Genomic DNA, 20050 nt, shown 5'->3' on the forward strand with positions numbered 1-20050 from the left:
AAGGTCAGCTTGGCAACACCGTTCGATCTTACCTATTCCCACCGCAACGATTCTTAATTGAGTCAGTGAATTTGATGCTGAAGTATGCGAGGACCGGGGACGCCTTGTTAACCAGCCTGCAGGGTAGTCCGGTCACAGCGACGCGAGCCGCCACGTCTGTCAGGGGAAGAGAGTAGAGATGCAAAAAGAAGAAATCCGCTCGTTGGGCGGTTTTGTCTGGTCGATTGCCGAGATTCTGCGCGGCGACTTCAAACAGTCGGAATATGGAAAGGTCATCCTACCCTTCGTGGTGCTGCGCCGACTCGATTGCATTCTCGAAGCATCGAAAGCCCAAGTGCTCGACGCTGCCAAGACGCTTCCCGACGGCGTGGATGACCCCACACGCGACATGATTTTATTCGGCGCGATCGGCGGCAACGTGAAGGTCTACAACCTTTCGCGCTTCACCTTCGCCACTCTCAAGGGGCAAGACCCCGGCCAGCTCCACCAGAACCTCGTTGATTACATCACGAAGTTCTCCGGCAACGTCCGCGACATCTTCCTCGACAAGTTCCTGTTCACCGACCAGCTCAAGCGGCTCAAGGATGGCGGCATTCTCTGGAACGTGTTCCAGCGCATGACCGAGATTGATCTTCACGCTGACCACGTGAGCAATATCGAGATGGGCTATCTCTTCGAGGAGCTTATTCGCCGGTTTTCGGAAATCTCCAACGAGACGGCGGGAGAGCACTTCACCCCCCGCGAGGTCATCCGCCTGATCGTTGATTTGCTGATCGCAAATGACGACACTAAGCTCACAAAGCGCGGTATCATCCGCCAAGTCTATGACCCCGCGTGCGGAACGGGTGGGATGCTGGCGCTGGCCGAAGAGGCGTTGCAAGATTTCAACCCCTCCATCCGCGTCGAATTATTCGGGCAGGAGATCAACGGCGAGTCTTTCGGCATCTGCAAATCCGACATGCTGGTGACGGGCCACGACCCCGAACAGATCGCTTTCGGTAACACGCTTACGCAGGACGCGCACAAGGACAAGCGCTTCCATTATATGCTGTCGAACCCGCCCTACGGCGTGGATTGGAAAAAGTATCAAGACCCGGTCAAAGAGGAGGCCGACACGCTCGGCTTCTCCGGCCGCTTCGGAGCCGGAACGCCGCGTATATCGGACGGTCAGCTTCTCTTTCTCCAGCACATGATTTCCAAAATGCGCGGCGACGAAGACGGCTCGCGCATCGGCATTGTCATGAACGGCTCCCCGCTCTTCACCGGAGGGGCAGGCTCCGGCGAAAGCGAAATTCGCCGATGGATGCTGGAAAACGATTGGGTCGAGGCCATCGTCGCCCTGCCCACGGACCTTTTCTACAACACGGGCATCCAAACCTACGTCTGGCTGCTGACCAATCGCAAGCCCGCCGACCGACAAGGCAAGGTGCAGTTGATCGACGCATCGGGCGAGCGGTTTTGGAAACCCATGCGCAAATCCCTCGGCTCCAAACGCCGCGAGATTCCCGACGAGGCCCGCGCCGAGATCGTGCGCATTTACGAGGGCTACCTGAACGGCGGGAGCGGCGAAGGCGACGTTGCCAAAATCTTCGATACTGGCGATTTTGGCTACCGCGAAATCCGCGTCGAGCGCCCGTTGCGCCTTAACTTTCGGGCCAGTGCCGAGCGTATCGCCCGCCTTCGCGACGACAAGGCCTTCTTGCGCCTCTCCGAAAACGAGCAGGAGCAGATCGAGGTCGTCTTGCTCGTCCTTGGCGACAAGCTTTTCACCAACCGCGACGCTTTCGAGAAAGTCCTGGCCAAGGCTTTAAAAGGCAACGCTGTTAAGATCGGCGGCCCCGTCAAAAAGGCCATCCTCGTAGCACTCGCCGAGCGCGACGATAATGCCGAGATTTGCACCGACAAGGACGGCAACCCCGAACCAGACGCCGATTTGCGCGACCACGAGCTTGTGCCGCTCAATGAGAACTGGCGGGACTACGTAGCGCGGGAAGTCATCCCCTTTGTACCCGACGCATGGGTGGACCAAAACTACCGTGACGCGGGCGACCGTGAGGTCGGGCGCGTCGGTTATGAGATCAACTTCAACCGCTACTTCTATCGTTACGTCGCGCCGCGCCCGCTTGAAGAGATCGACGCGGAACTGAGGGCGCTCGAAGCGGAAATCGCAGTGCTGCTGCAAGAGGTGGCGGCGTGAGCTTCTGGCCTTCTTCATGTCATCGTCAGCTTCTTCCGTTAAAGCACGCCTGCACGCTCAATCCCGAGGCTTTGTCGGAATCTACCGACCCCGATTTCGAGTTTGAATATGTCGACATCGGCAATGTTACACTTGAGGGCGGCGTTACAGCACGCGAGCAGATGAAGTTTGCGAACTCTCCTAGCCGCGCACGGAAACCCGTGCAATCTGGCGATGTCATCATTTCGACAGTACGAACCTATTTGAAAGCCGTCGCGTCCATTGGGCCCGAGGCGCACAACTGGATAGTTTCGACAGGTTTCGCTGTGCTGCGTCCTAATTCGCAGATACTGCCCGGTTTTCTTTACCGAGCCGTTCAATCAAATCCTTTTGTGGAAAGCGTTGTTGCAGCCTCTACAGGCGTTAGCTATCCTGCAATTAACCCGTCCGCTCTCGGAAGCATCCTCATTCCGATTCCCGACCTCCCCACCCAAAAATCCATCGCTGATTTCCTCAACCGCGAAACAGCCCGGATCGACCAGTTGATCCAAAAGAAACAAGGGCAATTGGCCCTGTTTCCTGAAAAGGAGAAAGCCGAGATTTCTAGGCTTGTTCTTAGAGGGACCGACGCAAACATTGACACGTTCCCCAGCGGCATTGTTTGGCGAGGTGCTGTCCCAAGCCATTGGACTGAGAGCCGTCTTAAGGCGCATTTCAAGATGCGCAAGCGTCAGGGATTTGAGGATCGAACTGTTCTCTCTGTGTATCGGGAGTTTGGCGTCATTGAGAAATCGTCACGCGACGACAACATTAACAAAACTCCCGAAGACCTATCAAAATACCAACTCGTTGAACCGGGCGACCTTGTTATAAACAAGATGAAGGCTTGGCAGGGGTCATTAGGTGTTTCAACATTTACCGGAATCACCAGCCCTGACTATGTTGTCATGGTTCCTATCGGTGAACACGACGCTGGATATATGCACCACCTCCTACGCGCCAGACCTATGCCAACCGCTTATCACTTGATTTCCAACGGAATTCGAATTGACCAGTGGCGTATGGAGCCAGAGAAGTTTCTGTCACTTCCCGTGTTTCTTCCTCCGTTGCATGAGCAGAGGCAGATTGCCACCTCAGTGAACCGCGTCCTCAAGAACCTACGGGACGTTAGTGAGGCAGTCAGTCGGTCTATCGACCGCCTCCGCGAACTCCGCAGCGCGCTTATCACCGCCGCCGTTACGGGACAGATCAACGTGGCGACGTGGGACAAACAGGGCCTTACCGACCGCCGCTTGGACAAGATCGAGGAGACGCTTCGCGCATGAACACCGCCGCCCACAACGCCCACAAGGAGCAGGTGCTTCAAGTCCACTTGATCGCGCAGCTTGTAGCGGGCGAGCAGTATGAGCAGCGCGACGCCAAGACAGACTATGACCGCGCCCTGGCGATGGACAAGGCGCTTGTGCTGCGCTTCGTCCGCAGCACTCAGCCCGAGGAATGGACGAAGCTCGAAAGACACTATTTGGCTTCCGCCGAGGTGACTTTTTTTAAACAGCTTGAAAAGGCGCTCAAAGATCGCGGATTGCTGGACGTGCTGCGGCAGGGCATCAAGATCGTCCCCGGCATCAAGTTCATGCTCTGTTATTTCCGCCCCGCAAGCGCCTTGGAGCCGAATCGCGTCGCCGAATACGAAGCCAATATCCTCTCCGTCATGAAGGAGGTTGAATATAGCGAACGCAACGGCAATCGGCTGGACGTGGCGCTTTTCGTCAACGGCCTTCCCGTCGCGACGCTAGAAGCGAAGAACCTTCTTACCGGCTCCAACTTCCGCCACGCCGAAAAGCAATATCGCAAAGACCGCTCCCCCGCAGGGGAGCCTTTGCTGACCTTCAAGCGCGGCGCGTTAGTGCATTTCGCGGTGGACGAAGACAACGTATCCATGACCACGCGGCTGCAAAATGGCCGCACCCGCTTCCTGCCCTTCAATCGTGGTCGCGATGGGGGAGCGGGGAATCCCGATGTGGAAGGCGAATTTCGTGTCGCATATCTCTATCACTCTGGCGCTTGGGGCGAAGCGATTTTCTCTCGCCCCGTGTTGCTCGACATCCTTGGGCGTTTCATGCACCTCGACACGAGCGGTCGGGAAGAAGCCATGCTCTTCCCCCGCTTCCAGCAGCTTGACGCGGTGCGCAAGCTGATGAGCCACGCGCAAGCGTTCGGCACGGGACAAAACTACCTCATTCAGCATTCCGCAGGTTCGGGCAAATCCAACACCATCGGCTGGCTCGCCCACCACGCCATCAACCTGCACGACGCGGCTGACAAGGCCGTATTCAACACCGCCATCATCGTCACCGACCGCATCGTGCTTGACCGCCAGCTTCAAGGCACCGTCTCGCAGTTCGAACAGGTGCAAGGTATCGTGCGCAAGATTGACGGCACTTCCCGCCAGTTGAAGGAAGCCATTGCCAACGGCGTGCGCATCATCGTCACCACCATCCAGAAGTTTTCGACCGAGCATTTACGGGAGATTTCCGGCCAATCGGGCCGCACCTTCGCCGTCATCGTGGACGAGGCTCACAGCAGCCAATCGGGCGCGACCGCGCAAGCCATGACTGATGCGCTAAGCCGCGAAGCCGATTCCAGTGACGACATCGAGGATATTATCGCCGCTTACCAGAAGGCACGCGGCCCGCAGCCGAATATCAGCTTTTTCGCCTTCACGGCGACGCCGCGCAACGTCACGTTGGAGCGTTTCGGGACTAAGGGGTCGGATGGGATGCCACATCCCTTTCACCTCTACTCCATGCGTCAGGCCATTGAGGAAGGCTTCATTCTGGACGTCCTCCAGAACTACATGACCTACAAAGCCTATTACGCGCTTGAAAAGGCAGTCGAGGACGATCCGAAATTGAGCGGGCGGCGCGGTCAGCGCAAGGTTGCCCGATATGCCAACCTCCACCCCACCGCCCTCGGCCAAAAGGTCGAGATCGTTGTCGAGCACTTTCGCCGCCACGTCGCCAAGCTGCTAGATGGACAGGCGAAAGCGATGATCGTCGCCAGCAGCCGCGATCACGCGCTGCGCTACTATTTCGGCGTGCGCGACTACATCGCTCAGCAGGGTTACACCGATCTTCGCGCCCTTGTCGCTTTCTCGGGCGAAATCGCCTTCAACGGCGAGAAATACACCGAGGCGGACCTGAACGGCTTCGCGGAAACCGAGCTTCCCCGCCGCTTCGATGGCTTCAAACCCGACGGCACGTCCTATCCCGAGCAATATCAAATCCTGATCGTCGCCGAAAAATACCAGACCGGATTCGACCAGCCCAAACTTTGCGCCATGTACATCGACCGCAAGCTCGCGGGCTTGCAAGCCGTTCAGACCCTCTCGCGCTTGAACCGCACGCGGCCGGGGAAAGACCAGACCTTCATTCTCGACTTCCAGAATACCATCGAGGACATTCAGAGCGCCTTCCGCCCCTATTATGATGTGACGGCGCTGGAGGCCAATTCCGACCCAAACCTTGTCTACGACCTTGAAGGTCGCTTGTTCAAATTCGGCTATCTCGACAAGGAAGAGATCGAGCGCTTCGCGCAAACCTATTTCAAAGGGCCGTTGGACGGCGGCGACCGCGCCCGCCTTGAAGGGCTTGTCCGTCAGGCCGTCACACGCTTTGAGGCTGACGACGACGAGGGCCGGCAGGAAGAGTTCCGCCAACTCTTGCGGAGCTACATGCGCTTCTACAGCTTCATCTCCCAAGTCATGAAGCTGGAGGATACGAGTCTAGAGAAACTGTCAGCCTATGCCGCTTGGCTTTCGCGGCTTCTTCCCAACCGCGAAATCCCGCCCGAAATCGAGATCACCGACGACATGCTCCGCCTTCAAAAGTTCAAGGTGGAGCAGAAGGAGCAGGGTGACGCTTCGCTTTCGGCGGGCGACCGCGCGCCGCTCAAACCCATCAGCGAGTTCGGCGCGAAGCCCTACACCGAAGACGAGCAGAAAGAGCTTTCCCAGATCGTGAAGGCGTTCAATGAGCGCCACGGCACGCAGTTCACCGAAGCCGACATGATCCGCTTCGAAGCCGTGAACAACGAAATCCTCAGCACCGACCTTTCAGAAATGCTCCGCAACAACCCGCCCGATGTGGTGTATACCGCTTTCGCCCAAGCCTTCTTTCAGGGCGCGATCCGCATGTTCCAGCGCGACAACGAGATGCGCAACATCGTCCTTTCCGATTCCGATGCACGCGACAAGGCCACGCGCCATTTCTTCAACCGAGCGCTCCGGCAGGTGCGGGACAACCATGCCCCATGAAGCCCATACGTCCCAGATCACCGACCCGCGGCGAAATCGGCGGGTTTCAAAGAGGGGTAAATTGACAGCCAAGACATCTCCAAGATGTAGAGGCCAGTTTGCCTTACAGTGGCTGGGCGGCGAGTTTCTATCGACTCAAGTCTAGTTAGCCTCCTGAGCCTGCGAGGTAATATTTTGAAGCATATTGGTGTAATAAGATCTAATTGGAAGGGTTGATCCGAGGGTTGCGTCGCAAAACGCCGGAACAATAGTTTGAAACAACAAATCATCGTTCACGTTCATCGTTCGCCCACCCAATCGAACTGCAAAAGCAACAACCTTCCGCATCAGAAATTCAATCGCGTGCCCCTGTGTGTATGACGCTGTGTCGATAATGGAAAGCTTCGGACGGTTTCTCCGCTTGGCTACCGGAACTTTGCGCAGCGTCTCTATGTATTTCTTGCGCAATGATAGAGTGTTGAGGAACGGTTTAGCCGTCGCAGGGTCATGGGATATAAAGTGACCAGGGCTCATCTGTGGGAACAACGACGTCTTCAAGGCTCTCAGATAGAAATCAATATTCACGAATGGTCGAAGTCCGTGCAGCAATTCTTCGTAGCTGTTAGTCAACCCCTCTAGGACGTGAGATGGAAGTTGATCCATATGCAACAGTCGCTCGATTGCTAATATCAGACTTGGTCCGTAGAAAACGTCATTTTCCCAGCTATAACCGTACGTATAAATAACGAACGGTGATTGAATCTTTTCATTGAGAAGTTCGTCGAAATCGGCATCCATAGCAACAATGGAATTGCGCACATCATTCGATGCCACTTTTTTCGCGATAGTCTCGAGCTGCGGCTTCCCGCCGAGGACGCTGATCGTGATCCTGATCTCAGGGCGAAGTCTGGTGAAAATTGCCCGCCAAAAGACGACGTCAGTTGAGCCTTTTCCTGGTTGTCCGCCACCACCTTCAACATAAAGCGTAAATATCGCATCAGTGAAAAGGCTACGGTTCGATAGCCCCGAATTCGATCTCATCAGCATTTTCAGTAAGCCAGCTGTTCCATTGAAAATACGTTCTCGCCATACCGATTAACGATATCCGGGGAATGGGTTGCAAATAATATTTGAGCTTGCGGGCTAATTTCCAAGATTACTGGAACAAGCTTTTCTTGCCACTCAATGTGTAATGACAGTTCTGGCTCGTCAGCTATAAATATGTATGGCTTTTTCTCTCTAAGTAGGGTCTCTCCCAAAAATATTATCAGCTGTTTTTCGCCAGAAGATAGGTCAGGTATCTGTATCTCATGGCTTTTTGATCGACTTATTTCTTTTCTATCCGACGGTATAGCGTAGCCATGCTTGAATTCTACCCGGAGAGTATTTCCGTCGTCAGTATAGGCTCGCTTTCGGAAAAGCATTTCTTCAAGTTTCTCTAAGAACTTATTCTTGAAATAGTATATTTGCTCACGCTTTTCTTGAAGGACTCTCCACCGTACCACCCATCCATGCAACTTTGAGATTTCGATCAGATTAACTGCGGCGGCAAACGTGCTTACCTTGTCGAAACCTTCAGTCGCCAACCTTTTGGCAGTGGCAATATGACGATCAACCTTTGGCAAGTACTCTTCAGGTGGTATCTTCAGCTCCTGAAGCATAGAGGTGAGGTGCAACCTCTCCTCCTCCAGATCAAGATCATTGACGCGTCGCAACATATTGTCTTGGCGTTCTTCCACGAGAAACGAAAGAAGCCACTTTTGTTGGAACGTCTGGACTTCCGCAGCAAATTCGTTATCAAGTTTTGTGAAGTAGGTTGCAAGTCTTGTAACCGTGTCCAAGACTTTGCGGTCAATCTCCGGCATCCTGGGCTTATCCGCTTCAGGATCATTCAAGCCTGCACTTCTATTAAGCGCCAGCCATGTTGTGCTATATCGTTTTGAAAGCTCGTGCTTGAGTTTTCGCAATACGGCAGGGTTTGGCTCTTCTGCGTTGCGATATGGGCGCACTCTAAGAACATAAGAGAAACTGTCTTCCCTGGATTTGTAATCGCGAAATCTAAATCTGACGCCTGCGACAAAACCCTCTTCGTCAAATAGCTTCTCAACGAAAAGCGTCGGGCTATATCGCTTATCGGAGTGTGCAAAGACTACCTCGGCCGCCGAAAATGGCGATCGAGCTAGGGCCTGGTATCTTGCAGACAGAATGTTGTTTATGAGGTTTATAAGCGTCGTTTTGCCGGTTCCGTTCCGCCCAATAAGGAAGTTGGCGTCGCGTTTCAAATCAATGACGAGCGGATCAATCTTTCCGCGATATTCGAATATGGTAATTTTACGAAGCACCAGATCGCTTAGAACTGCTTCTCCGCTTTCATCAACTAACACTGCCAACTCGGTCGTCCTTACATTTCGAAATATCTGGCCTGCGCAGACAAAGAAGATGTTACACATAGTTGCTAAAAATTCACTACAACCACTGCGCGCTTCCTATCCATTTGTCTGGTAATGAAGTCGCTGATTGCTGAGGACAGCACGCTCAAGCTTCATGGTGCCGCCGATGCCCGCACCGTATTTCGCGGTGAAGGGCATGGTCAGGAGCACTGCGCGGCTAGTGCCCTTGGATCGCGCAATGTATCTTCGGATCACGTCCCCCAGCGAGATCACCGTCTTGGTAGGCAATTTGGGTAGGGCCGCCCCGGCATCACATTAGACGCGTTCTTCGGCTCGATCTGGATAAGCGTTGGTTGCTGAGAGGTCGCAACGCAATTGGCTTGGCTGGGTGGCGGGCTTTGCCATCCTCCTCGTCGTTGTCATGTCGGGTTCAGTCAGGCACGCGGCTGGCTGGTCGGGACCGCTAATCGATAGCAGGCAGGGAGGGGTGACCGTACCCGCTGCCCTGCCCTCCTATGGCCTAGGGTGCATGCTCCATGCGCTTGACTAGCCGTGTCACAGTAGTTGCCTGCCAACTGCCGCCGTTGGGAGTGGCAATCCCGGTATCGTTAAGCCGCTGGGCGACTTGTCGAAATGATAAGCCTTCCTTCAGAAGCGCTCTCACGACCGGAAAGGTCTTTGCTGCAAAGGCATTCGCGTCGTCGGCGCGCTGGGCGTTGGCGCTGTCTAATGCGCCTTCACGATAACCGCCCAGTTTTACGCCACGTTGCTTTGCTGCAGCGAGAGCGGCCTTGGTGCGCTGGCTGATAAGCTTGCGCTCCTGTTGACCAAGTGCGGCGTAGATATGCAGCTGGAATTCGTCCGCATCCGGCATGGTGGCCACTCGGAAATGGATTTCCTTCATCAGCGTGGCGATATCGGCCACGTCACGCGACAGACGATCAAGCTTGCTAACTAAGAGCACCGCCTTTTCCTTCATGACCAGCTTCAGAGCCTTCTGGAATTCAGGGCGCTCGATATCGGCACCAGACTGGACATCACTGAAGCAGCCGATGACTTCGCCCTGGTGCATTTCGAGGAACGTGGCAATATCGCGCTCTTGAGCTTCCAATCCCAAACCGGACTTGCCCTGCTCCTTGGTGGAAACACGGGTGTAGATCACAAATTTGGTGGACTTCTTGGCCATCATCATCTGGCGGTTTCCGTCATTAGGCGTCTAGTGATAATACCAATATTATCGCATGTTACACGTGTCAACGTTCGTTGTGTGCGTATCACATCAATGTATGAGGAAGTCAATGAATGGTGGCGATTTCTTTCTCGGCCTCGGCCAGATCGACCCGGCATTTGCGCAGATCGGCAACAGCGGATTTGATGGCGGCGGCAGCTTCCGGGTTGAACCGGCTAGCGAGCGCTGCAGCAAGCCCACCCAGATCAATGATGCAGTCGATGGACGGCGGCATAGGATTGGTAGGGGCACGGCGCTCGATATGCCATGCAACTTTCAACGCCCTGACGGCGGAAACTCTGTCGCCACTCGCTTCCGCCAGGTCGGCTAGACTTCGAAGATCGGCAACAATTCCCTCGCGGGTGACTAGGGTGCGTTCGTCAATCATCGTCATCAAGCCCTATCACTCCTCTAGCCTTTATCTCGTCCGTCTCGATATCCCATGTGATGGGCGGCTCTACGGCACGCCGATTGCCCGCGCCGCCCAATTTCCGCGCCTCGGCTTTCCGCTGCTTGGCCCCATCGGTGAGCGCGTGCCGTTGGCCCGGTCCTTTGCTGAATTGGGCGATCCATTCGCTTTCGGAAAGTTCGAGGACTTTAGTCGGCAAGGGTGCTGGCCTCTGCAGCACGGTCGTTTCGCTTCGATCAATCATCAAACCAAGCAGTTTTGCTTGGGTATTAACGGCAGCAACCATGGCGGTCGGATTGCCGCATTGCCTTGCAAACGCAATGATTTCGTCGAGGTCGGCGACGAGACTTTCGACCGTTTTTGTGGTTCGCTTGGCCGCCGTTCCCTGCAGTTCCGATATGCGTTCGGCGACCTTGACGTTTCTTAACAGACGAGAGGCAGCTGCCTCCGCATTGTTGCCAGTGACGTGATAGATGCCGGAATAGGCTTTGGACGCGCTTTCGCCCCGGCAGATGGCGCGGGCGAAAGCTTCATGTCTCTGGTTTTTGAGCGCGGCCATGGCGGCTATTCCTCATGACGGATAACGAATGGTCGGTTTTGTAAGTGCCTCTGCTTCGGACGCGCAAACGTGGAGCAGTCTGCACACACCTCCCTCCTATAGAGGGAGGCAGTGTGCAACATGCCTGCATCCACCATACGTCTGTTGCACGCTGGACCGCACGCCGAATTTCTACACAATGGTTTGATTTTTCGATCAAAACGGCAATTGCTTCACACCCATGTTTGCGTGCATCTTTCCGTGCAAAAGAACCTCCAAATAGGCGTGCAACTGGCTCTTCGAGTTGCACGCCTATCTCGATAACTAAAATGCAAAGAAATGGCGCGGGCTGTAGGGTCATTTTCATGGCTATCTCCCGTGCAATTCGAGCGCCTTCTTGCCCAGCTGCGTGATCGCGAGCTTGCGTTTGAACCGGCGGATGAGCTTGTCCCTGACGAGCTGGTTGAGGGCCTTGTCGACGCCGCGGCGGCCGATGCCGGTTTTCGAATGCAAGCCGTTTGCAGTAATCCCGCTCTCGACATGGATGGCCGCCAAGATATCGATCTCGTTCTTGTCGGCGTCGTCGCGTAGCTCGGCCTCCCGCAGCTCGCACAACGGTCTGATGATCGTCATCGGCATTTGATCGCCGTCGGCGTTCACAAGCCCTTCTGGCTTGATAACGGCGGTTTCAAACTTGAGCGGATCGAATGGAACGCCACGGAATTTGCCGGACCAATGGAATTCACCGACTACGCTGCCTGGTTCCACCCAAGCCGTGAAATTGCCGTCCAGCTCGTTTGTAAGCGCGCTGCCGCCTCGTGGCAGAAGATTTTCGCGGCTGGCCTTCTTTACCGGGTGCGCGATGATTAAGCCGGACGGCTTGTTCGGGTGGCCTTCCGTCAGCTCGCGAAAGCTGACTGCAAGCCTCAGCATGTCGGCATTTTGGTTATCGTCGTCGCCTTCGAAGAATGCCTGCAGGCTGTCGAAGATACAGAGCCCCAAGTCAGCGTGGGCAGCCAGCTCGGCCTTTACGGCGCACATGGCGTCTTCGATAGAAAACACGCCATCATGCCACTTGATATCCAGCTCATCGGGATTGACGCCGATCTCGGCGCACACTCCGTAAAGCTGATACCGCACGTTGTCGGGGTTCTCACCTGCAAAGAACACCACCCGCGATTTTCGACATTGGCGGCCAAGAAACCATTGGCCAAGCGCCGTTCGGATTGCCAATAGGATAGCGAGCAGGGTTTTGCAGTGGCCGGTGTTGCCCGTCAGTGTGTACGTGCCGCCGCGCATTATGAGGCCGTGCACGAGGTAATCGGGCGGCGTCATGTCCGCGAGGAACTTGGCCGACGACATCAGCCCCTTGAACGGCTTGCGTCTGGGGTCTCGTTTATCGCGTTTGGGGCCGGGGCCAAAGTTTCGGTTGCTGTCGCGAGACCCCGGGGGCACATAGTCGTCGACCCATTGGCTAACGTCATTCATCGGGTGGCCACCATGCGTTTTCACGAGCAATCAGCCGCACGGCGGCACGGCAGTCGTCGAGACTAAGCTTGGAAAGGCCGATGGCCTGCAGATATTCGAGCAGGCTGGCTAGGTCGGTGTCCCTGAGCCGTCGCATCTCAAAATCGAAGCGTTCCGAACAGGCGAACGGCAGCGGTTCTCTAAGCACGATGGCATTTTGCCTTTCGTCCAGCGCGATGACGCCAGATAGCATCGGGCTTTCCCGGAGCGCTGCCGCAGCGTTGTGAAGGTTGGAAACCGGGCGGAGGTTGCGGTCGAGTTGCCAGTGCCGCACTCGCCAATCTTTAGGATCGGTGCCAACCGGCTGCACCGGCCGCAATGCTGGTCTCGGCTGCGGCTGCCGGTGTCTGCCCAGCAGATGGTAGACGGCGAGCCGATCCCATTGCCGATTTATGGCCTCTAGCAACGGGTCGGGCGACGCCGCCAATTGGCCTTCCATGCTGGCGTTGATGGCCTTAAGCATACGGCGGCGCGATTGCGTCTCGCGCTCGAAATCCCGCCGCGACTGCTCGACGCGTCGGACGACATCGGGCTTGCTGGCCGGGATGAGCTTGCGGTTGACGACAATATGGATCGTGGGGCGGCTGGGATGGCCAGGGACACCAAGGGCAGCGCCTATCATAGGCAGCCCTCGAAAAATGCAGAATCGAGGGCCAAGACCGCATCAATCGCGGCATCGGAGAAATCGCCCTGCAGTTCGGGGCTATCGAAGATGACGGTCGCTGTGTAGCTGCCGCTGCTGTCCTTCTTTGCGGGAAGGTTGACCCATTGCCTACCCTTGCTGGAAAAGACCCCGCCGCCGACAAGCATCATCCGGCATTCCGCAATGCGCAGATCGGCAAAACCAAAAAGGGCGGTGCCACCGCCGACGTGGCGAGCCGATACGCATTCGAATTCGAAGCGCTTGCTTTTCATTGCATCGCCTCCTCCATTCTGCTTATGAGCGGTTGGAGTCGCCGCCGCCGTCATCTTCGTCGCGCGGATACAAGAACGGCGCTACATCCTCATAGGCAGACAGCAGCTTGCTATTCCGCTCCCAATCTTCCTCGGTCTCATTGCGCCAACCGGAAAACAGGTTAGAGCCGATAGACCAGCGGACCTTATGCGTGTGGCAAACCGTCCAATGGGTTTTCCCGACATTGAGCATTCCATCGTTGCGATGGCAGATGGGGCAGAGCCCGCCATAGTCGTCGGTGAAAGGTGGCCTCGGGATATCCATCCTGGTCATGCTGCACCTCTGGGGTCGGTGCCGATGGCACCGTCAGTGACGGGCAACTTCCTTGGACGCCCCGGCCCGCGCTTTTCCGAAACGACGACAGCGACGGCAGTCGTCGACATCTGCCCTTTCGCCCGATCGCTGATGATCTGCAGAATGGTGCTTTCACGCCAAGCGGAGGTTCGTTCGCTGATTTTCAACGGCGCGGGAATGTTACCGGCTGAAACCTCCCGATAGAGCGTGCGGGTGCTTACACCAAGTCGGTGGGCCGCGTCCTTTGGCCGAATAAGTCTTTCACTTATCATTGTCCGGTTCTCCCAATTTTCAGAGTCTTGCCGTGACACACAGAATCATCGCTGCTTCGGTCGGACGGTGTAAAGCCCTTTTGAGTTGTGCGGTGACGGTCATAACTATGGCGCGTCAGAGGGAGACGTGACAAATGAAAAAATCGATGGAAGCCACTGACGGCGTTGGGGAAATTTGTTTCAACACCACTTTGTCGTTCAGGTTTAAATTAGGTTAAAAGTCAATTCTCTGTAAGTGGCGCTAAATCAGCGGCATGGGTGTCGAACCGGTTTAAACTTTCGCTTAAACCGGCTTCGAACCTCCCGCGCAAGGCTGCGGATTTCAGACGCATAAGCTCTCTTAATCCGTCACGCCTGCTTGCGTGGAAATGCTATTACCCTGCCGCCGCCATCGCTTGGCGTCTCTGCAATGATGCCCATCAGCAAATTGGCCCATGCGTCGGCAGTGCGGCGCTTTTCGCCAAGATAGTCATTCATGTCGTAGTGCTTGCCTGTCATGTCGTGGTCGGCATGAGCCAGTAGCAGCTTCCCAGTCGAGCGCGGAATGCCGATACGGTCTCCGCAGATATTCGTGAGTGCCGTTCGGCGGAAGTCGTGCGGCGTGGCGCGCGGCATGTCCAAATGCTCTACAATGCGCTTGAAGGCGGCACCAATCGAAGCGGCATGTAACGGGCGTCCCGTCCTCGCGGAACGAAACACCAACACGTCGTCGCCAATGATTTGTCGTGCGCGCTCCAACAGTGCCATCGCGGGGGCCGTAAGCGGCATAACGTGCTGACGTTTCCCCTTCATGCGGGGTGCCGGGATAGTCCAAACGTCGCCCTCGATTTCGGCCCATTCCATCCCGGCGACTTCCGACGCGCGCAGTGGCTCTAGAAGCATCATCTGCAATAGAAGCGCCATTTCGTCGGAAACCTCGACTTCGGCACGCGCCTCGATATCGTTTAGCAACGCCCAGATCTTGCGAAGTTCATCATCAGTAAGCCAACGGGTGCGCGGGGCTATCGCCTTCACGGCGACGTGCGGCGCGGGGTTCATCGGAATGATATCGCGGGTCACGGCGAAGTTGAGCATTTGCCGCAACAGGTGAAAGCCAGCACGGCCCGCCGATGGCGCGCGGCCAGTGAGCGCATCGACCCATTGAATAATTTCCTTCTTAGTTAGAGTTGCAACGATGCGCTTGCCGAACTTCGGTTCGATGTCTGCCTTCCAAACGCGCTCCTCTTGAGCAAGGGTTTTTGGCGCCTTAATGCGGACTCTATCGCCGATGCGCTGGGTTCCGACCAAGCACGCGGCGAAATATGCTGTCGCAACATCGGATAGGGTTTCCCTTGCCGCTTCCGCCTTGGCCTCATTCCTGGCCTTACGCTCTTCTGCAATTACGTCGCGGCCCTCCGTAACTTGCCCTCTGAGCTTGCGGACCAGTTCGCGCGCTCGTGCCAGACCTATCTCCGGATACTGGTAGGTCTTGCGTCGCATCGTCCCATCGGGCGCTTCGTAGCGCATGGACCATGATTTGTTGCCTGTGGGCGTCACACGTAGTACCAAACCACGCTCTTCGGTGTCGCGGAATTCAAGCCGCTTGCCCTCTTCCGGCCGAAGGTTTTTGACGAAATCAGGGGTCAATCTGGTCTTCACGGATGACTCTGTTTGTTTGTGTGTTGGTCTCGTCAGTCTTTACAGAATATTTTTGGCGGGGGCATCTCAGGGGCAGTTCAAGCCGTCAAGGCATGGCACTTCTTTACAAAGTACGGCAGCGAAAAGTCAAGTTACTTCAATATGTTTCGCGATTTTGACGTCTCTTTGCACGTCTTGGCGCAAGCGAAAAAGATGTTCTCATTCTGTAAAGAGGGGTTCGACTCCCCTAGGGCGTACCACATCAGGCCCAAATGCCTGGGCGTTCCGTTTGCCCAGGCGCTTATATGTCCACCCCAGTGACTCACAGCCAAGTAGTTCATTGCTTTTTCAGGGAGACTTTCTCGGTGGCAAAGTAATCATCGAGCTGGCTGGTCACATCGGCGAGCGCGCTGTTTTGGTTGCATCGCCTCATCCCGCCGCGTTTTCCACAGCCACAAATAAATCGGCGAAAACGATGATTTTTTCGCGTCTTGGCGCTTGCGGCTTTTGAAGGTGCTGACTATAAGGGCGCCACCACGAAGGAAGCGCCCTTCGTCTATCGGTTAGGACACCAGATTTTCATTCTGGGAAGAGGGGTTCGACTCCCCTAGGGCGTGCCACTTTCTTCTCTCTCAATCCCTCATCATCAGCCTTTGTGCGCGGCTATTCTATTTAGCCGGCGCAGCATCGCAGACGCGCAGTTGGATGCGGCGGGCGCCCTGGTAATGCTCGGCACCGAGCGCACCCGCGACATGCAGGCTGGCGCCGCGTGAATTGATGAGAAGATTGCCGAGTGCCGTATCGGCGGCGCGGAAGGCAATGCCGTCGAGCCGCGATCCGTCCATTGCCTCCATCGTCACCTTCACATGTTTCTCCCCAACCAGGCGTGCATCGCGCACACGATGCGCCGGCACGGCAAAGAGCGGCTGGGCATGGCCGGAGCCATAGGGGCCGGCGGCCTCCAGGCGGTCGATGAGTTCGAGCGTGGCGCCGCTGGCGCCGATCGCTCCGTCGATCTTCAAGGTCTCGTTGGCGACGAGGTTCGCCACGGTTCTTGCCGACTTCTCGGTGAAGAAGGTCCTCAACCTGCCGAGATCGGCGCGCTCGACCGTCAGCCCGGCGGCCATGGCGTGACCGCCGCCCTTGACCAGCAGCCCCTCGTCGACCGCGGCCCGCACCATCCTGCCCATGTCGAAGCCGTTGATGGAGCGGCCCGAGCCGGTGCCGCGGCCGGAGGGATCGAAGGCGATCGCAAAGGCCGGCCGTTTGAACTTCTCCTTCAGCCGTGCCGCGATCAGTCCAACGATGCCGGGGTGCCATTTCTCATGGGCGGTGACGATGACGGAGGCACCCTCGCCGTCGCCATATTCGGCCAGCGCTTCCGCCTCTGCCTCCTGCAGCATGATCGCCTCCATCGCCTGGCGCTCGCGGTTGAGCTCATCCAGGCGCTGGGCGATCACCTCAGCTTCGCCGGTGTCATCGAGCGTCAGCAGGCGGCTTCCGAGCGCGGCATCGCCGATCCGACCGCCGGCATTGATGCGCGGACCGATCAGGAAGCCGAAATGATAAGGTGTGACCGGGCCGGCGAGCCCGGCCTTGCGGAAGAGCGCTGCGAGGCCGGCATTGCTCTGGTGGCGGGCGGCGACCAGCCCCTTCACCACATAGGCGCGGTTGAGGCCCTTCAGCGGCACGACATCGCAGACTGTCGCCAATGCGACGATATCCAGCCATTGCAAGAGGTCGAGCGCCAGGATGCCCTTGTTGCCGGACGCCCGCAGCAGCCTGAGGGTGGCGACCAGCACCATGAAGACCACCCCGGCGGCGCAAAGATGCCCCTGCCCCGACAGATCGTCCTCACGGTTCGGATTGACGAGCGCATGGCAGTGCGGCAGCTCATGTGTCACCTGGTGGTGATCGATGACGACGACATCGATACTGCGCGCGGCGGCGGCTTCCAGCGCCTCGTGGCTGGTCGAGCCGCAATCGACGGTGACGATCAGCCGGGCGCCGTTGTCGATCAGCTGGTTCATCGCCGCCGGATTGGGGCCGTAACCCTCGAAAACCCGGTCGGGAATATAGATGTTCGCCTTGACGCCGAAATGAGTGAGGAAACGAAACATCAGCGCCGAGGAAGCCGCACCGTCGACATCGTAGTCGCCGAAGATCGCGACATTCTCGCCGCGCTCGATGGCGCTCACCAGGCGGGTGGCGGCCCTTTCGCAATCGGTCAAAATATGGGGATCGGGCATCAGCCCGCGGATCGTCGGATCGAGGAATTCGATTGCCTCGTCCGCCGTCACGCCGCGCCCGGCCAGCACGCGGGCGATCAGATCCGGCATGCCGTGGATCTGCGACATGGCCAGCGCCCGGTTCTGCCCGGCCTGGTCGAGCCGCGCCACCCAGCGATTGTCGAGCGCGGATTTCTCCACGCCGAGAAACGCGCGCTGTACCGGATCGACGAGATCTGCCATGCCATACTCCGCTGATTTCATCTGCTCTTTCTACAGAAGCAGCGGAGATAACATAGCGATGGATTTGCAGACACGGATTTTTACCAGAATACCGCCCAGATGATCGCGGCGACGCCGGCAAGCTGCACGACCAGGAAGGAAAACAGCGTCAGCAGAATAGCCCAGTTGCGGCCTTCCGTATGTTCATCGCCGTCAGCCTCGTCAGGGACCTCGTCGCAAATGTCACGGTAGCCAGGCTTGAGAATTTCCCCAAGCATATCAGGACGATCAGGCGGCACCTCGCTCGGGCGGCCATACCCCTTACCGGCGTGGCTGTCCTTGCTCATGAAATTCTCCACGCCGACGACTCACCATCTATGGTTTTATTTATATCAATATTTCGGTATTTGTTAATATAGACTTCCGTAAGGGGAGCCCGGACGATCAACAAAAAACGCCCTGTCTTGTTGAACTGCCAGTTCAACAAGACAGGGCGGCTGATATTCGCCGCTGTAAAAGCTTAAGCGTCTTCTTTCGGCCGCTCGATACGAATCACCTGCGGTTCGCCGAAGAGATAGCCTTCCGACTTGATCGAGGCGACCGCCTTGCGCACCGACTCTTCCATCGTCGCATGGGTGACGAGAATGATTGTCTGGTGGTGCGACGGCGCCAGATGTTGCTTGGAGCGCTGGACGATCGATTCCAACGAGATGTTGTTTTCCGCCATGCGGGTTGCAACGCTGGCAAAGACGCCGGTGCGGTCGAGCACGGTCAGGCGGATAAAGTAGCCGCCCTCGTGGCTCTGCATCTGCGCCTTGCGGTAGGGTTCCAGCGCTTTTGCGGGATGGCCGAGCACCGGCACGCGTTGTGCGCCCGGCTGGCTTTTGGCGATATCGGCGATATCGCCCAGTACGGACGAGGCCGTCGCATTGCCGCCGGCGCCGGGACCGACCATCAGCAGCTCGCCGAGCACGTCGGATTCGATCGCCACCGCATTGGTAACGCCGTCGACCTGGGCAATGACCGAATCGACCGGCACCATGGTCGGATGCACGCGCTGCTCGATGCCGGTGTCGGTGCGCTGGGCAACGCCCAGGAGCTTGATACGATAACCGAGCTCGGCGGCGGCGTGGATATCCTCGATCGAGATGTTGGTGATGCCTTCGAGATAGATATCGTCGGCCGCGATGCGATTGCCGAAGGCGAGCGTCGTCAGGATGGAAAGCTTATGGGCGGTGTCGTTGCCCTCGATGTCGAAGGCCGGATCGGCCTCGGCATAACCCAGCCGCTGGGCTTCCTTCAGGCACTCGGCGAAGGAAAGCCCCTCCTTTTCCATCTTGGTCAGGATGTAATTGCAGGTGCCGTTCATGATGCCATAGATGCGCGAGACGGCATTGCCGGTCAGCGATTCGCGCAGCGCCTTGATGACCGGGATGCCGCCGGCCACCGCGGCCTCGAAGTTTAGAAGCGCGCCCTTCTCCTCGGCAATCGTCGCAAGCTCGACGCCGTGATAGGCAAGCAGCGCCTTGTTGGCTGTCACCACGTGGAGACCACGCTTAAGTGCGGCGCGTACGGAGGTGTTGGCAGCTCCTTCGGCGCCGCCCATCAGCTCGACGAAGACGTCGATATCGCCCTTTTCGGCAAGATCTTCCGGCCGATCGAACCAGGTGACAGCGGAAAGATCGATACCGCGGTCTCTCGTTTTGTCACGCGCGGAGACCGCCGTGATGGTGATCGGACGCCCGCAGGTGACGGCAAGCTCGTTGCTCTTCTGCTGAATGATGCGGACTAGCGAGGCGCCAACGGTGCCCAAGCCCGCAATGCCGATTTTGAGGGCATCTGCCATGGATCGATCCTGAATGTCTGTGTGGCGGCAGCCGCAGGACGCGGCTGCCTTAAG

The 20050-nt window shown here is 57.0% G+C and carries 17 protein-coding genes and 1 tRNA gene; 4 read left to right on the forward strand and 14 right to left on the reverse strand.

All coding sequences use genetic code 11. The annotated features are described in order from the left end of the window. Window positions 1-178: 178 nt before the first annotated feature. Genes FHX14_RS09345 through FHX14_RS09355 form a run of 3 tightly spaced genes read left to right on the forward strand, consistent with a single transcriptional unit; the run spans window position 179 to window position 6491 of the window. A complete protein-coding gene (locus FHX14_RS09345) occupies window positions 179-2197 on the forward strand; it encodes a class I SAM-dependent DNA methyltransferase (RefSeq protein ID WP_184376933.1) in 2019 nt (672 codons plus the stop codon). Next, window positions 2194-3501 carry a restriction endonuclease subunit S gene (locus tag FHX14_RS09350; protein ID WP_184376934.1) on the forward strand — a complete coding sequence of 436 codons (1308 nt, stop codon included), beginning with the start codon at window positions 2194-2196 and terminating at the stop codon, window positions 3499-3501. The genes FHX14_RS09345 and FHX14_RS09350 overlap by 4 nt, the downstream gene beginning before the upstream one ends. Then, window positions 3498-6491: a type I restriction endonuclease gene (locus FHX14_RS09355; protein WP_184376935.1), complete on the forward strand. Its 2994-nt coding sequence runs from the start codon at window positions 3498-3500 to the stop codon at window positions 6489-6491. The genes FHX14_RS09350 and FHX14_RS09355 overlap by 4 nt, the downstream gene beginning before the upstream one ends. 141 nt (window positions 6492-6632) lie before the next feature. On the opposite strand, the gene FHX14_RS09360 is transcribed toward FHX14_RS09355, so the two are convergent. The 11 genes from FHX14_RS09360 to FHX14_RS09410 all read right to left on the reverse strand — a co-directional run bounded on the left by FHX14_RS09360 (window position 6633) and on the right by FHX14_RS09410 (window position 15709). Continuing rightward, a complete protein-coding gene (locus FHX14_RS09360; protein WP_184376936.1) occupies window positions 6633-7511 on the reverse strand; it encodes a DUF4435 domain-containing protein in 879 nt (292 codons plus the stop codon). 8 nt (window positions 7512-7519) lie between these two features. After that, the gene (locus tag FHX14_RS09365; RefSeq protein ID WP_348649239.1) at window positions 7520-8854 is read right to left on the reverse strand and encodes an AAA family ATPase; all 1335 of its coding nucleotides are present in this window, start codon (window positions 8852-8854) and stop codon (window positions 7520-7522) included. Window positions 8855-9380: 526 nt separating this feature from the next. After that, entirely contained in the window at window positions 9381-10052 is a 672-nt protein-coding gene (locus tag FHX14_RS09370; protein WP_348649237.1) for a recombinase family protein, read from the reverse strand. 103 nt (window positions 10053-10155) lie between these two features. Continuing rightward, on the reverse strand, window positions 10156-10482 hold the full coding sequence (locus FHX14_RS09375; RefSeq protein WP_184377028.1) for a hypothetical protein: 327 nt from the start codon (window positions 10480-10482) through the stop codon (window positions 10156-10158). Further along, window positions 10469-11056, reverse strand: a complete 588-nt coding sequence (locus FHX14_RS09380; protein ID WP_184376938.1) for a Terminase small subunit — start codon at window positions 11054-11056, stop codon at window positions 10469-10471. Before FHX14_RS09380 ends, FHX14_RS09375 begins: the two co-directional genes overlap by 14 nt. A 348-nt stretch (window positions 11057-11404) precedes the next feature. Then, on the reverse strand, window positions 11405-12523 hold the full coding sequence (locus FHX14_RS09385; protein WP_184376939.1) for an AAA family ATPase: 1119 nt from the start codon (window positions 12521-12523) through the stop codon (window positions 11405-11407). Continuing rightward, window positions 12516-13184: a hypothetical protein gene (locus FHX14_RS09390; RefSeq protein WP_184376940.1), complete on the reverse strand. Its 669-nt coding sequence runs from the start codon at window positions 13182-13184 to the stop codon at window positions 12516-12518. Before FHX14_RS09390 ends, FHX14_RS09385 begins: the two co-directional genes overlap by 8 nt. Then, window positions 13181-13531, reverse strand: coding sequence for a hypothetical protein (locus FHX14_RS09395; RefSeq protein ID WP_184376941.1), 351 nt, complete (start codon window positions 13529-13531; stop codon window positions 13181-13183). Before FHX14_RS09395 ends, FHX14_RS09390 begins: the two co-directional genes overlap by 4 nt. Next, complete coding sequence (locus tag FHX14_RS09400; RefSeq protein ID WP_184376942.1) at window positions 13500-13790, reverse strand: hypothetical protein; 291 nt, start codon at window positions 13788-13790, stop codon at window positions 13500-13502. Before FHX14_RS09400 ends, FHX14_RS09395 begins: the two co-directional genes overlap by 32 nt. Beyond that, window positions 13787-14083: an AlpA family phage regulatory protein gene (locus tag FHX14_RS09405; protein WP_184376943.1), complete on the reverse strand. Its 297-nt coding sequence runs from the start codon at window positions 14081-14083 to the stop codon at window positions 13787-13789. The genes FHX14_RS09400 and FHX14_RS09405 overlap by 4 nt, the downstream gene beginning before the upstream one ends. A 348-nt stretch (window positions 14084-14431) precedes the next feature. Next, the gene (locus FHX14_RS09410) at window positions 14432-15709 is read right to left on the reverse strand and encodes a site-specific integrase (RefSeq protein WP_184376944.1); all 1278 of its coding nucleotides are present in this window, start codon (window positions 15707-15709) and stop codon (window positions 14432-14434) included. Between the two features lie 536 nt (window positions 15710-16245). On the opposite strand from FHX14_RS09410, the gene FHX14_RS09415 reads away from it, so the two are divergent. Further along, window positions 16246-16320 (forward strand) — tRNA-Glu (locus FHX14_RS09415). Between the two features lie 48 nt (window positions 16321-16368). Here the strand turns inward: FHX14_RS09415 and recJ are convergent. The 3 genes from recJ to FHX14_RS09430 form a co-directional block, all read right to left on the reverse strand. Then, window positions 16369-18171 (reverse strand): single-stranded-DNA-specific exonuclease RecJ, encoded by a 1803-nt coding sequence (gene recJ, locus FHX14_RS09420; protein ID WP_003586880.1) that lies wholly within the window; start codon window positions 18169-18171, stop codon window positions 16369-16371. 80 nt (window positions 18172-18251) lie between these two features. Continuing rightward, window positions 18252-18497, reverse strand: a complete 246-nt coding sequence (locus tag FHX14_RS09425) for a hypothetical protein (protein WP_003586881.1) — start codon at window positions 18495-18497, stop codon at window positions 18252-18254. Between the two features lie 173 nt (window positions 18498-18670). Continuing rightward, window positions 18671-19996, reverse strand: coding sequence for a homoserine dehydrogenase (locus FHX14_RS09430; protein ID WP_003586882.1), 1326 nt, complete (start codon window positions 19994-19996; stop codon window positions 18671-18673). Window positions 19997-20050: the final 54 nt, after the last annotated feature.

This window comes from Rhizobium sp. BK619 (assembly GCF_014195245.1).
GTDB lineage: Bacteria > Pseudomonadota > Alphaproteobacteria > Rhizobiales > Rhizobiaceae > Rhizobium > Rhizobium acidisoli.